The 14,246-nt window shown below is 61.9% G+C and carries 10 protein-coding genes; all 10 read left to right on the top strand.

Going from position 1 to position 14,246, the window contains the following annotated elements; all coding sequences use genetic code 11:
- The first annotated feature begins 50 nt into the window (after positions 1–50).
- Positions 51–1,415 (top strand): amidase, encoded by a 1,365-nt coding sequence (locus LAC81_RS21005; RefSeq protein WP_223729158.1) that lies wholly within the window; start codon positions 51–53, stop codon positions 1,413–1,415.
- Between the two features lie 296 nt (positions 1,416–1,711).
- Complete coding sequence (locus LAC81_RS21000; protein WP_223729157.1) at positions 1,712–2,683, top strand: helix-turn-helix domain-containing protein; 972 nt, start codon at positions 1,712–1,714, stop codon at positions 2,681–2,683.
- A gap of 201 nt (positions 2,684–2,884) precedes the next feature.
- Positions 2,885–4,924, top strand: coding sequence for a hydantoinase/oxoprolinase family protein (locus LAC81_RS20995; RefSeq protein ID WP_223729156.1), 2,040 nt, complete (start codon positions 2,885–2,887; stop codon positions 4,922–4,924).
- Positions 4,917–6,872 (top strand): hydantoinase B/oxoprolinase family protein, encoded by a 1,956-nt coding sequence (locus tag LAC81_RS20990; protein WP_223729155.1) that lies wholly within the window; start codon positions 4,917–4,919, stop codon positions 6,870–6,872. The genes LAC81_RS20995 and LAC81_RS20990 overlap by 8 nt, the downstream gene beginning before the upstream one ends.
- A 54-nt stretch (positions 6,873–6,926) precedes the next feature.
- Positions 6,927–7,370, top strand: a complete 444-nt coding sequence (locus tag LAC81_RS20985) for a GNAT family N-acetyltransferase (protein ID WP_223729154.1) — start codon at positions 6,927–6,929, stop codon at positions 7,368–7,370.
- Between the two features lie 21 nt (positions 7,371–7,391).
- Complete coding sequence (locus tag LAC81_RS20980) at positions 7,392–8,738, top strand: aspartate aminotransferase family protein (protein WP_223729153.1); 1,347 nt, start codon at positions 7,392–7,394, stop codon at positions 8,736–8,738.
- A 723-nt stretch (positions 8,739–9,461) separates the two neighbouring features.
- Positions 9,462–10,451: an ABC transporter permease gene (locus LAC81_RS20975; protein ID WP_419195902.1), complete on the top strand. Its 990-nt coding sequence runs from the start codon at positions 9,462–9,464 to the stop codon at positions 10,449–10,451.
- 78 nt (positions 10,452–10,529) lie between these two features.
- Positions 10,530–11,531, top strand: coding sequence for a substrate-binding domain-containing protein (locus LAC81_RS20970; RefSeq protein ID WP_113537350.1), 1,002 nt, complete (start codon positions 10,530–10,532; stop codon positions 11,529–11,531).
- An 87-nt stretch (positions 11,532–11,618) separates the two neighbouring features.
- Positions 11,619–13,193, top strand: coding sequence for a sugar ABC transporter ATP-binding protein (locus tag LAC81_RS20965; protein WP_223729152.1), 1,575 nt, complete (start codon positions 11,619–11,621; stop codon positions 13,191–13,193).
- Complete coding sequence (locus LAC81_RS20960; RefSeq protein WP_223729151.1) at positions 13,190–14,227, top strand: ABC transporter permease; 1,038 nt, start codon at positions 13,190–13,192, stop codon at positions 14,225–14,227. The genes LAC81_RS20965 and LAC81_RS20960 overlap by 4 nt, the downstream gene beginning before the upstream one ends.
- The last annotated feature ends 19 nt before the right edge of the window (positions 14,228–14,246 follow it).

Genomic DNA, 14,246 nt, shown 5'->3' with positions numbered 1-14,246 from the left:
GTATGGGAACTTCGCGCCTATTGAGAAATGCGCTATGGAAGGAGCCGACTATGCAGGATTTTGGCGAACGCTCGATTGCGCAGCTTTCCGTCTTGCTGCAATCCTGCGCACTTGACCCGCGCGCGCTCACCGAATGGACGCTGGGGCGGATACGGGACCATGCGGACCAGGCGATCTTCACGATCGTCACGCCTGAGCGGGCGATGCGGGAGGCCGAGGCATCGCACATGCGGCTTTGGTCTGGCCGTTCACTCGGCCTTCTCGACGGTATCCCGGTCGCCTGGAAGGATCTTTTCGCGATCAAGGGCCTGCCGACCACCGCCGGCTCGATCGTGCTGAAGGATGATCCGGCGGTCACTGAGGATGCGGCCGTCGTCGCTGCTCTCGCCAAGGCCGGCATGGTCAGTGTCGGGCGGGTCAACATGAGCGAATTCGCTTTCTCCGGTCTCGGGCTCAATCCGCATTACGGTACGCCGCGCAATCCGCGCGCCGAAGACGTAGAGCGCGTGCCCGGCGGCTCGTCCTCGGGCTCGGGCGTTGCGGTTGCCGCGGGCCTCGTGCCGGTCTCGATCGGCACCGACACCGGCGGATCCATCCGCATTCCGGCGGCGCTGAACGGCATCGTCGGTTACAAGGCGACACGCGGCCGCTATTCGATGCACGGGGTCTTTCCCCTGGCAAAAAGCCTCGATTCGCTTGGGCCTCTCTGCCGCACGGTACAGGATGCCGTCTGGGTTGATGCCGCGATGCGCGGGCTTTCCGCATCGGAGATGCGCAGGGGCAGCCTTGAGGGACTTTCGATCGTCGTGCCGACCAATGTCGTGTTCGATGGTGCGGAAGACGGAGTGGTCGCGGCCTTCGAAGACGTGCTGTCGCGGCTCGAACGGGTGGGCGCACGGGTCAGGCGTCAGGCTTTTCCGGCTTTCACGCGCATCTTCGAGATCATGGCTGCGCACGGTCCCCTGGTGACTGCCGAGGCGTTCGCCCTGCATCGCTCCAGGCTTGAAGGCTCCGACGCCGCGTCCATGGACAGGCGCGTCGTTACTCGGGCTCGGCTTGGGGAAAAGATCGCACTCTCCGACTATATCGCAATCCTTGACGCCCGCGACCGGTTGATTGCCGAGGTCTCGGCGTCGGTCGGCCCGAGCGAGATCATCGCCTATCCGACGGTTGCGCACGTTGCGCCCCCAACGGCGCCGCTCGAAGCGGATGACGCCTTGTTTGTCGAGACCAACGCCAGGACGCTGCGCAACACATTGATCGGCAATTTCCTCGATTGGTGTGGCGTGTCGCTGCCCTGCGGCACCGGCGAAGCGGGTATGCCGGTTGGCCTTCTGCTCTCGGCTCTGCCGCACCACGATACGCATCTTCTATCCGTGGCGCTGGCTGCGGAAGACGTGGTGCGTGCGGGCTGATATCGGTGGACTGGCGGGCTTTCGCACTACGCCCACCGACAAGAGCGAGCGCACTTTGCGACTAGCCGGGCCACCGAAGCCGTAGTTAACTGACCCTACAGCGCAACGCGCCTTATGAGATGGGCAAAGGTCGCTGTAGCATTTTGCAGGAGATCCTCCGCGAAAGCCTCAGGCGCAAGACACGAAAGATGTCGCGAAACGAAGGCCGGTGGGATCGGAGAATGATCGAGATCGGCAGCGCTTGGCACAAAGGGAACAGCCGCGCGACGGGCCGTTGGACTTGATGGGAGCTTCGCATGGACGTGAGTTATTCCACGGCAGGCACCGCTGCGTTCGAACGCAAGCGCTATTGGGACGAGGCCGTGTCGAGCACCTATTTCCCGCTCGACCTGCGTTTCCAGAACGCGCAGGAGTTCTCCGGCGAGCTTAACGTCTGGGATCTCGGTGCCGTCTCGCTGTCGCGGCTGGAATCTGACGGTCTGCTTTACCGCCGACAAAAACGGCATCTTCTGCATGAGCGTGAGGAGAGCTACCTGATCACAGTGCCGGAGAAGGCGGAGATCAGTTTCGAGCAGAGCGGCAAGGCCGTGACCTGCAAACCCGGCGCCTTCCTGGTCGAGCGCAGCCATCTGCCCTATGAATTCAGCTATAGTGCGAAGAACACCCTTTGGGTGCTGAAAGTGCCGATCGTCGCGCTGCGCCCCCGCGTGGGCCTGCCTGAGCGCATTGCCTCGCTGAGCTTCGATTCCACCCGCGGCACCGGTGCCCTCTTCGTCGACATGATCCGCCTGATCGCGCCGCGGCTCGTCGAAATGGACGCATCGGCTCGCGACATGACCGGCAAGCACCTCGTCGACATCCTGGCGATGTCGCTGACATCGGACGAGCGTATGCTGATGTCCGATGCGACATCGGTTCAGCTCGGCCACCTTCACCGTGTCGAAGGCTTCGTGCGGACCAATCTCGCCAGGGCTGATCTTGGACCACAGACGATTGCCGAGGCATGCGGTATCTCGGTGCGCTATCTGCACCAGCTCATGAAGCAGCAGGGGACCTCCGTCTGCCATTGGATCCGGCTGCAGCGGCTGTTGCGTTGCGACGAAATGCTTCGAGATCCCGCCTGCCGCAAGCTGGTTTCAGAGATTGCCTATGCATTGGGCTTCGGCGACCACGCCCAACTCAGCCGCCATTACAAGGCGCATTTCGGTCCCAGCCCGACCGAGGCACGCGAGCGATACCTGATGGAGCGCACCGTCGCGACAGGGTGATCAGGACAGCAAATCCAGCCAAAGTGCGCCGCGGTCTCGCGCCTGGAATTGCGTGAAAACAAAGAGATAGAGCGTTTCCAAGAACTTCTTCCTGAACGGAAACGCTCGCAACGACCACCAACACTGCAGCGCTTGCCGCGGCCGCTTTCGGCCGACGGCGAAGCCTTGCCCGATTTCTATTTTCGAGACAGGAGACGAAACTTGCAGAACCTTCGTGTAGCGGTCGATGTCGGCGGCACCTTCACCGACATTTGCATCATGGACGAGACGACGGGTCTCATCCGGGTAGAGAAGACTTCATCCTCGGTCGATCCCATCGATGGCATCATGTCGGGTGTGGAAAAGGCTGGCATTGATCTCAAGAAGGTGGCGCTGTTTTCGCACGGCACCACCGTTGCCACGAACGCCCTGATCACGCGGCGGCTGCCACGCACGGCCATGGTCTCAACGAAAGGCTTCCGCGACGTCATCGAGATCCGGCGCGCCAACAAGGAAGACCTCTGGGATACCTACAAGGATGTCGTTCCACCCTATGTGCCCAGGCGCGACAGGCTCGTCGTTTCGGAGCGCGTCGATGCGCAGGGCGAGGTCGTGACGCCGCTCGACGAGGAGGAAGCCCGCGAGGTGGCCCGTATCCTCAAGCGCCGCAACGTCGCCGCCGTCGCGGTCTGCTTCATGAACGCCTTCATGAATGGCGAGAACGAGCGGCGGATGAAGGAGATCCTGATAGAGGTCATGCCCGGCGTGCCGGTCTCGACCTCGTCGGAAGTGCTGCCGGAGATCTTCGAGCACGAGCGCTTTTCGACCACGGTAGCCAATGCGGCACTGAGCCCGGTGGTCGTCGACTATACCTCCAGGCTCGGCAAGCGCCTTGCCGCGGACGGCTACCAGCGCGACCTCCTGCTGCTGCATACCGGCGGTGGCGTGATGACGCCGAAGAGTGTGGAGGACTTCGCCGCCCGGCTCGCCGGATCCGGTATCGCTGCCGGCGCGATTGCCAGCAAATACATCGCCGAACTCTGCGGCTTCAAGAACTCGATCGGTCTCGACATGGGTGGCACGTCGACCGATGTGTCGCTTGCCTATGATGGCCAGTCGCGGGTGACGAAAGACTGGTTCATCGAATTCGGCTACCCGATCCGCTTCTCTTCGATCGAGGTGCTGACGATTGGTGCTGGCGGCGGATCGCTTGCCTGGACGGATGAGGCGGGATCGTTGCGCAACGGCCCCCAATCGGCCGGCGCAAACCCGGGTCCGGCTTGTTATGGCAAGGGCAACAAACAGCCGACCAACACCGATGCCAATGTCGTCCTCGGTCGCCTGGGCACCAGTCTGGCCGGCGGCAAGATCACGCTTGATGCGGGGCTGGCAGAGGTTGCTGTCAAGGAGGGCGTGGCCGAGCCCTTCGGTCTCGGTGTGCACGAAGCCGCGGACGCGATCATCCGTGTCGCCAACGCCAATATGTCCGATGCCGTGCGGCTAATCTCCATCAGCCGCGGCTATGATCCGCGCGACTTTGCGCTCGTCGCTTTCGGTGGCGCCGGCGCGCTTCACGGGGCGGCGATTGCTCGCGAGCTTTCGATCCCCGCCGTGATCGTGCCGCCCAATCCCGGTGTGACCTCGGCGCTCGGATGCCTGCTCGTCGACATGCAGCACGACTTCTCGGAGAGCTACCTGAAGGCGGCGGCCGATGCGGATCCTGCGGCGATCGAGGCAGCCTTCCTCCGCCTCGAAAAGGAGGCGCTCGATCGGCTTGCCCATGAGGGCGTCGCTGAAAAGGATGTCGTGCTCCAGCGCAGCATCGACATGATGTATCTCGGCCAATGGCGGTCGCTCGCCGTTTCCGCCCCGTCGGGCATGACGGAGATAGCGCCGCTCGTCGAAGCCTTTCATCGCGAACACGAGCGCGAATACAACTTCCGCCGCGACGAAACGCCGGTGAGCCTCTTCCGCATCAATCTGAAGGCGATCGGCGTGGTGCCGAAGGCGACGCTCGCACGCCACGAGCCGACGGGCATCGTGCCCGAGCCGAAGACGCGGCGCACGGTCTGGTTCGATGGCGAACGTGGTCTGGATACGCCGGTTTACGAGCGCGAAACCCTGCCGGCCGGGCTCGTTCTCGCCGGGCCCGCCATTGTCGAACAGCTCGATTCCACGGTCGTCATTCCTCCGGACACTCACGCCGAAGTCGACCAGTTCCTCAACATCATCATCCGTATCGAAGGTGAGAAGAATGTCTGAACAGCAGAGCCTTGACCCCGTAACCTTCGAGGTGCTGAAGAATTCCTTCATCACCAGCGTTGACCAGATGGCAGAGCAGATATTGAGAACCTGCTATTCCTTCGTCATCTACAACCGCGACTTCTCCAGCGCGCTGCACGATGCCGAGGGCAATTCGGCCGCACAGGGAAACCAGGATATCGCGGTGCATGTCGGCACGTTGCATTTCACCTGCAAGGACGTCATCCGCGCCTTCGACGGCGACATGCATCCGGGCGACGTCTATGCCATCAATGATCCTTACGCCGGCGGCACGCATTTCAACGACGTGCGTCTGATCCGTCCAATTTTCGTCGACGGCCGTATCATCGCCTTCAGCCAGTCTAACGGCCACTGGTCGGACCTCGGTGGCAGCGTGCCGGGCTCCTTCGACGTGGCAGCGAAGGAAATGTTCAAGGAAGGCATGCGCATCACGCCTATCCGCCTCTTTGATCGCGGCCGGTTCTGCAAGGACGTCGCCAACCTCATCGCTTCGAACACGCGCGATCCGGCCTCGATCATCGGCGACATTCACGCCCAGGCTCAGGCGACGCAGGTCTGCGAACGCGAAATCCTTCGTCTGGTCGGCAAATACGGCGAAGGCACCGTGAAGCAGGGCCTTGGTGCCGTGCAGGACTATGTGGAACGCGCCATGCGCCAGCGCATTGCATCGCTGCCCGACGGGACCTGGGAAACGCAGGACTTCATCGACCGCGATCCGGCCGGCAGCGAGGGCATGATCCCGATCAAAGTCAAGCTGACGATCAAGGGCGACCGGGCGATTTACGATTTCACCGGCAGCCACCCGACGATCGGGTCCATCTACAATTCGGCCTTCGGCGCTACCTTCTCGGCGGTTGCCGCCGGCATGAAGACGTTCTTCCCGGACCTTCCGCTCAACAGCGGCTTTTATCGCGTCTTTGAGATCATCGCCCCGGAAGGTTCCATCGTCGATGCGAAATGGCCTGTAGCGGTCACCGGATTCCTGATGCCCTTCGAGAAGATCATGAATGCGATCTATGAGATCTGGTCGAAGATCATTCCGGAGCGGGCGATCGCCTGTGCCTTCAACCTCGAATATCTCCTGACCGGCGGCCGCGATGCCCGGGCGAAAGAAAAGCCGATCTTCATGTTTTATGACTGGCTGCCCGGCGGTTGGGGCGGACGCAACGGCAAGGACGGCTGCAACGTCACGACCGCCTGCTTCGGCACTGGATTGATGGCGCAGCCGGTGGAGGGGCAGGAGCGCGCAAATCCGATCCTGACGACCGAATTTGAGGTGCTCAAGGATTCTGCCGGACCAGGCAAGTGGCGCGGGGGTGCCGGCGTGCTGAAGACTTCGCGCATGCTCGAGGCGGAGAGCACGGTCATTTCCTATATCTGCGACCGCGAGAGGGCGATCGTCTGGGGTATCGAGGGCGGACTGCCGTCGATCCCCCACGGTCTGACCCTGACGCGCGCGGAGAACGGGAAAAGGGAGTGGCTCGGCGCGACCTTCTCGGATGTGGCGATCGAAACAGGCGACGTCTTCTCCCGTCCGACCGCCGGTGGCGGCGGTTTTGGCGACCCGCTGGAACGCGACCCGAAGCGGGTCCTGGAGGATGTCATCGACGACTATGTCTCGGTCGAACGCGCGGCCAAGGACTACGGCGTCGTCATTCAGCCGATCGATCCGGAAATCTGCGCCTACGAGATCGACAAGGATGCGACCATCGCCTTGCGCCGTGAGATCCGCGCCGAACGCAACGATTGGCTGGCGGCTGATCCGGAGTATGTCTCCAGGCGGTTCAAGGCCGGCGAGATCGATGCCTTGGACGCGGTGCGTCGCTACGCGGTCATACTCGACTGGGATAGCGGCGATCTGCTGCCGGTCTCCACCGCTCAGTTCCGGGAGATGTATCGCAAGCGTTCGGCGGCTGCCTGGCAATAGTGTCGAAAATGGCTGGCGGGTGGGCGGTTCGCCCACCCAGGGTCGGGGGTAACAATGGGTGATATCACGATCGTCGCCGTAGCTGAGGGCGACAGGTCAGTGTGGAACGAGCTCCACGCGGGGTTTGCCAGCTACTACGGCGTCGAGCAGACCGACGAAATGCGTGATCGGGTCTGGGGCTGGATCTGCGATGGCCGGCTTGAATGCCGGCTTGCGCTCGATGGCACTGGCCGCCCGGTCGGCCTGACACATTTTCGCGAATACATCCGGCCGTTATTCGCGGCGCGCGGCGGCTTTCTCGACGATCTCTTCGTTGTACCCGAGGCGCGTGGAAGCGGCGCAGCCCCCGCACTGATCCGCGCCGTTGCCGAGATCGGGCGGGACCGCGGCTGGAACGTCGTCCGCTGGATCACACGCGACAACAATTATCGTGCACGAACGCTTTATGATCGTGTCGCGTCACGCACCGATTGGATTACCTATGATATCAGGCTTTGAAATCGCAGCAGGGAGACGCCGATGACCGCACAGCCGAATTCCACCGAAGCGCGGGACATGGCGTATCACCTCCATTCCTACACCAATCCCCGGCGCCTGGAACGCGAAGGGCCGATGGTGATCGAGCGCGGGGAGGGCATCCACGTCTTCGACAACAGCGGCAACCGCTACATCGAGGGCATGGCGGGGCTCTGGAGCGTCGCCGTCGGCTTCGGCGAGAAACGGCTCGTCGAGGCTGCGCGCAAGCAACTGAGCCAATTGCCCTACTACCACACGTTCTCGCAGAAATCGCACGGGCCGGTTGCCGATCTGGCGGAGAAGTTGGTGTCGCTGGCGCCCGTACCGATGTCGAAGGTCTATTTCGCAAATTCCGGGTCGGAGGCGAACGACACCGCGATCAAGCTCGTGTGGTACCGCTCGAACGCGCTCGGCAAGCCCGAGAAGAAGAAGATCATCTCGCGGATCAAGGGCTATCACGGCGTGACGGCGCTGAGCGCCAGTCTGACGGGCCTGCCCAACAATCATCGCTCGTTCGATCTGCCGTTCCCGAACATCCTGCACACGACATGCCCGCATTATCGAACGGGTGCGGAACCGGGCCAGGACGAACTTGCCTTCTCGCGCTGCTGCGCCGAGGAGCTGGAGGCCATGATCCTCGAGGAGGGACCGGAAACGATCGCCGCCTTCATCGGCGAGCCGGTGATGGGCGCCGGCGGCGTCATCGTTCCGCCGGAAGGTTATTGGGCCGCCATCCAGGAGGTCCTGGACCGTTACGACATTCTGCTCATCGCCGACGAGGTGATCTGCGGGTTTGGCCGTACCGGCAACATGTTCGGCTCGCAAACCTATGGCCTGCGCCCCGATATCATGACGGTCTCCAAGCAACTCTCCTCGTCTTACCAGCCGATCTCGGCGCTGATGATCAACGAGCGCGTCTTTGAACCGATCGCTTGCGAGGCAGGCCGGATCGGCGTGCTCGGCCACGGCTATACGGCAAGTGGACATCCCGTCGCCGCCGCAGTCTCTCTGGAGAACTTGGCCATCATCGAGGAGCGCGATCTCGTCGGAAACGTGCGCCGGCTAGCGCCACATTTTCTCGAACGTCTCAACGCACTGGAGCGGCATCCCCTCGCAGTCGAAGCGCGCGGAGTCGGGCTGATCGGGGCCCTGGAACTGGAGGCCGCTGACGGCGCACCGACGGGGACAATGGGCGCCAGGGCGGCAGCCCTGTTGCAGAAGAACGGCCTGATTTCCCGCAATATCGGCGACGCTATTGCCTTCTGCCCGCCGATGATCATCACCAGCACAGAGGTCGATGAGATGTTCGATATCGTCGAGCGCAGTCTCAAGGAACTGGCGGGATCGTAGCGCGCAATCAAAGCCGCGCCGGTCACCGGACGGGCGCGGCAGTTCAATCGGTTCTTCCGGCGTCCTTGCCTGATTAAGAATGTAAGCAAGTCAGTATAACCAATTGGACATATTTCATTTTCTGGATTGATTTCTGCATCAATCCTCTTACGTGAACCTGTCGTCGTGACGCGCCCGGCGCTTCTCCGCTTCCATGGAGATTTCGAACGCACTGTACCGGAGAGGCGGCGCGAAGCGTGTGCCGCATAGATCGGGTGCGCCCCTTGCTGCTGCCGGATCGACGATCAGACGGACCTGATAGCATCCCCTTTTCACAGATCATCCCATGCTGTGCGAACAAGCGACGTTCCGGCTTGGCGCCGACGAGTCTCAGTTGTCACGGCGACATTCGCTTGAAATTCGCGTCTCTAAGCTTCGCTGATGCGGCTTGATTTGCAGGCCCTGAAATGTCTGGTGGCGCCGACTGTGTAACGGTTCGACACCGCAGCTAAGCCATAAGGCCATGCGGTCCGGAAGAGGCTGTTACCAGCCATTCTCCTCCAAGTCTGATGCTGCGATCAGGGAACGTGAAGAACGCTGTTGACAAAACACACCTATCGCTGGCAAATGTCAAATATGGGTAGCGAACGCCACTTAAGCCGGTTGCTTCAGGGGAGACAGGAGCAGAAATCGACGGCCTAGGGAGCGGTTTCAAACTACGCAGACACCAGGGTGGGAGGAATAATCTTGGCTTTTCAGGTGGACCGACAGCTGGGCTTTCTGGCGACTGTCAACGTCGCCGCCGTCGTGGCCGGCGCGGTGCTCGTCGGTGCCAGCTTCGTCGAGCTCTATAACTTCCAGTCGATGGCCTCGCAGGTTCCCGAGCTCGGCTTCCTCGCCCTCGGGGTGATGCTCGCCATGATGTCCGGCAATGGTGGCATTGACCTCTCCGGCATCGCTCTGGCGAACCTTTCCGGTGTTGCAGCCTACTTCTTCCTGCGTGATGCCATTTCCGCCGACGATGCGCCGCTCCTCTTCACATGGAGCTTCGTCGGCGCGGCACTTGCGATCGGCCTTGTCGGCGGCATGCTGAACGGCTTGCTGATCGCGCGGCTCGGATTGACGCCGATCATTGCGACGCTCGGCACCCAGTTGCTCTTCACTGGGCTCGCCGTCGTCCTCACAAATGGTTCGGCACTCAGCCTCGGCTACGTCGAGCCGCTCGATGATTTCGGCAATGCCTCGATCCTCAGCGTTCCGCAATGCTTCGCGCTCTTCCTTCTCGTCGCGCTCGGTATTGGAGTGGTGTTGCGCTTCACCCCCTTCGGTCAACGCCTGCTTCTGCTTGGCAACAATGCCAAGGCGGCGCGCTACGCAGGTATTCCCGAGAAGCGAATTCTGTTCGTGACCTATACGGTATGCGGTTTGCTGGCGTCGCTGGCCGGCATCGTGATCGCCGCACGCACGTCGAGCATGAAATGGGATTACGGCAGCTCATACGTCCTCATCGCGATCCTCATTGCAGTCATGGCAGGCGTTCGCCCAGAGGGCGGCTACGGACGGGTCGTCTGCGTGGTACTCTCGGCAACTTCGCTACAGATGCTTTCGAGCCTCTTCAACTTCATGAACATCTCCAATTTCTTCCGGGATCTCGCCTGGGGTGTTCTCCTGCTCATCTTCATTGCGATCTCAGGCTTCGATTTCAAAGCCTGGTTGAGAGTCGCCCGCAACTAGCCCTCTTCCTCGTCAACGCCGGCGCGGGCCTTCGCACGCCAGCGGCACTTTTCCTTCGAAGGCACAATGGGAGGAACTATGTCTGATTTTCGTAAGCTTGCCGCCTGCACCGTGGCGCTCAGCACCATCTGGGGTGCGGCGATCGCGACGGCCGATGAAAAGCCGTCCATCGTCACGGTGGTCAAGGTCACCGGCGAGAACTGGTTCACGCGCATGAACGAAGGCGTGACCGCCTACGGCAACGACAACGATACGGTGGCCACCAGCCAGATTGGCCCCGGCAAGGCCGACGCTGCCCAGCAGGCGCGCCTGATCGAGGATCTGGTTGCCAAGAAGGTCAGCGCCATCGCCGTCGTGCCGATGGACGCGTCATCGCTCGAAGGCGTGCTGAAGCGCGCAGCCCAACGCGGCATCAAGGTCGTGACTCACGAAGCCGACAGCATGAAGAACACCCTCGTCGACATCGAAGCATTTGAAAACAAGGCATTCGGTGCGCGGTTCAACGAGAAGATCGCCGAATGCATGGGCAAGTCCGGGAAGTGGACGTCCTTCGTCGGCTCGCTCGGCAGCCTGACGCACGTCCAGTGGGCAGACGGCGGCGCAGAGAACGCCAAGAAGTACCCGGAAATGGAACTCGTCTCGGAGAAGAACGAGTCCTTCAATGACGCCAATCGCGCCTACGAAAAGGCGCGCGAAATCCTGCGCAAGTACCCCGACATCAAGGGCTTCCAGGGCGGGTCGGCGATCGACGTCATCGGCATCGGGCGCGCGGTCGAAGAGGCCGGCCTGCAGGACAAGACCTGCGTGTTCGGCATCGGCTTGCCGAAGGACACCGCTTCCTATCTCGAATCCGGCGCCGTTGATGGCATCAGCTTCTGGGACCCGAAGGACGCCGGCTACGTCATGAACAAGGTGGCGGACATGGTCATCAAGGGTGAAGAGATCAAGGACGGCATGGACCTCGGCGTTCCAGGCTACGAAAAGGTGGCGGTCAAGAAGGGTGCAGGCGACGGCATCATCGTCGTCGGCGAGGCCTGGGTCGACGTCGACAAGTCCAACTACGGCAAATATCCGTTCTGATCGGCTCAACCGGTCAACCCCATCGCGCCGGCTCCGGCGCGATGGGTTCCTTCAGCGCGTCGATCCATGCAGCATCAGGACAAATCCATGCAGCCTCAGCCCAGTGCTAGCGAACCGCTCCCGCGGCAGCAGTCCTTGCCTCCGTTTCTGGAGGTGCGCAACGTCGAGAAGCACTTCGGCGGGGTGCGCGCGCTCAAGGGCGTGAGCTTTTCGATCGAAGCCGGCAACATCTATCACCTGATGGGCGAAAACGGCTGTGGGAAAAGCACGCTTATCAAGATCATTTCCGGGGCTCAGGCTGCGGACGCCGGCGACCTGTTGATCGATGGCGAGACTGTTGCCGATCTGACGCCCGTGGCGGCTCTCGCTGCCGGTATCGAGACGGTCTATCAGGACTTTTCGCTGCTCCCGAACCTTTCAGTTGCCGAGAATATCGGCCTGACACAGCAATTGGTGGCTTCCTCGGGCAAGCTCGCGCGCCGGCTCGACATACCGAAGATGCGCGCGACGGCCGAGCGCGCGCTTGCGGCGGTGGGATTGCCGACAAACCGCGCCTTCCTTTCGACGCGAACGGACGAGTTGCCAATGGCAACGCGTCAACTGATCGCGATCGCCCGCGCCATCGCATCCGACGCCCGTCTCGTCATCATGGACGAGCCGACCACGGCCCTCACCAAACACGAGGTCGACACTCTCATCGCCGTCGTCGACCGTTTGCGCTCCAAGGGCGTCGCGGTCTTGTTCGTCACCCACAAGCTCGATGAATGCAAATCGCTCGGTGGGCGCGCGATCATCATGCGCGACGGCCAGAAAGTCGCCGAATGTGATGTCGACACCCACTCGAAGGCAGATCTCGCCTTCTGGATGACCGGCAAGGTACTCGACGACGCGCGCCAGCGCGCCGCGGTCACGCTCGGTGAAAAACTGCTCGACATCGACGGCTTGGCGCGATCCGGCTACTTCGAGGACGTATCGTTTTCACTGAGAAAGGGCGAGATCGTCGGTATTACCGGCCTGCTCGATTCCGGGCGCAACGAATTGGCCCTTGCGCTCGCTGGCGTGTCGCCAGCGGAAAGCGGCGGCGTCCGCCTGGAGGGCAAAGAGATCTGCCTTCAAAGACCCGCCGACGCCATCGCCTCGGGCATTGGCTATGTGCCTGAAGACCGGCTCTCGGAAGGCTTGTTTCTATCGCAATCGATCCGGGACAATATCATGGTGCCGGTGCTCGACCGGCTCCGAAACGCCTTCGGGGTCCTCGACGGTCGACGCAGCCGCACGCTTGCCGAACAAACGGTCGGCGATCTTCAGGTCGCTTCGGCTGGCGTCGACAAGCCGGTCCAGTCGCTTTCCGGCGGCAATCAGCAGCGTGTGCTCATCGGCCGCTGGCTGACCATCAATCCGAAACTTCTCATCCTTCACGGCCCGACCGTCGGTGTCGACGTCGGCTCCAAGGACACGATCTACCGCATCATTCAGCGACTTGCAGGCGAGGGCATGGGCGTCATCATCATCAGCGACGACCTGCCCGAACTTCTGCAGAACTGCGACCGCATCATGGTCATGCGCAAGGGCCGCGTTGTCAAAACCTTCACCGCCGAAGGCTTGGCGGAAGATGTCCTCTATCGCGCACTCACCGACGATACAATTAAGAGGCTGCAATGACCGAAACCACCTTTTCCGCAGCTGAACCCCGATCGGGCAGTGCAGGGGGCATTGCCGGCGCCTGGGCTTGGCTCGTGCGGCATCCGCCGGTGTTTACGTTGATCCTCATCGTGGCGGTTGCGCTCACGGTTGGCGCGATAAACACGGACTTCTGGCAGACCTCGAACCTCTTCGATATCTTGCGGGCTTCGGTCGTTCGCGGTCTTTTCGCCCTCGGTGTGCTCGTCGTCCTCGCTTCGGGTGGCATCGATGTCTCGTTCACGGCGATTGCCGCCTTCGTCATGTATGCCGTCACGATGCTGGTCGTGAACGTCGTGCCGGACATGCCGATCCTGGCGATCCTGGCGCTCGGCGCTGTCGGCGGCGCATGCTTTGGCGCACTGAACGGCATCCTGGTTCATACGCTGAAGGCACCGTCGCTGATCGTGACGATCGGCACGCAATATGTGATCCGCAGTTTCCTGCTCACCTTTGTCGGCACAGCGTTGTTCATGAACATTCCGGTGGCAATGGACGCGTTCGGAAAGCTTTCCCTTGTCACGCATCATAGCGACAACGGTTCCACTTCGACCCTTCCGGCTTTCGTGCTTGTGCTGGCAGTGGCGTCGGTCGCCACCTGGTGGATCCTCGAACGAACCCTGATTGGCCGCGCGGTCTACGCCGTCGGCGGCAACGCCAATGTCGCCCAGCGCCTCGGCTACAATCTGCGTACGGTTCACATCTTCGTCTTCGGTTATGCCGGGCTTCTTGCGGGCATTGCCGGGATCATTCACGTCTCCAGCAATCGCCTCGCCAACCCGTTCGACCTCGCTGGCGCCGAGCTCGAGATTATCGCTGCCGTTGTTCTCGGCGGGGCGCGGATCACGGGCGGTTCAGGCAGCGTTGTCGGTACGCTCCTGGGTGTGATCCTGATTACACTCGTCAGCAACGTGCTCATTCTCGTCGGCATTCCGAGCACCTGGCAGCTCGTCATTGTCGGTATCTTCATCATTCTGGCCGGCGCCATCTTCTCGATCCGCGGCAAACAATCATGACGGCCCGGCCTGCGGTCGC

Origin of the sequence: Ensifer adhaerens (assembly GCF_020035535.1) — a bacterium.
Taxonomy (GTDB): domain Bacteria; phylum Pseudomonadota; class Alphaproteobacteria; order Rhizobiales; family Rhizobiaceae; genus Ensifer.
Note: the sequence above shows the minus strand (reverse complement) of the source record. Positions and strands in the feature narration are given on the sequence as shown.

What these genes read in the sequence shown, in the direction of transcription:
- LAC81_RS20970 (WP_113537350.1), top strand. Translation starts at nt 10,530, where the DNA reads ATGTCTGATTTTCGTAAGCTTGCCGCCTGCACCGTGGCGCTCAGCACC.
- LAC81_RS20960 (WP_223729151.1), top strand. Translation starts at nt 13,190, where the DNA reads ATGACCGAAACCACCTTTTCCGCAGCTGAACCCCGATCGGGCAGTGCA.
- LAC81_RS20990 (WP_223729155.1), top strand. Translation starts at nt 4,917, where the DNA reads ATGTCTGAACAGCAGAGCCTTGACCCCGTAACCTTCGAGGTGCTGAAG.
- LAC81_RS21000 (WP_223729157.1), top strand. Translation starts at nt 1,712, where the DNA reads ATGGACGTGAGTTATTCCACGGCAGGCACCGCTGCGTTCGAACGCAAG.
- LAC81_RS20980 (WP_223729153.1), top strand. Translation starts at nt 7,392, where the DNA reads ATGACCGCACAGCCGAATTCCACCGAAGCGCGGGACATGGCGTATCAC.
- LAC81_RS21005 (WP_223729158.1), top strand. Translation starts at nt 51, where the DNA reads ATGCAGGATTTTGGCGAACGCTCGATTGCGCAGCTTTCCGTCTTGCTG.
- LAC81_RS20985 (WP_223729154.1), top strand. Translation starts at nt 6,927, where the DNA reads ATGGGTGATATCACGATCGTCGCCGTAGCTGAGGGCGACAGGTCAGTG.
- LAC81_RS20965 (WP_223729152.1), top strand. Translation starts at nt 11,619, where the DNA reads ATGCAGCCTCAGCCCAGTGCTAGCGAACCGCTCCCGCGGCAGCAGTCC.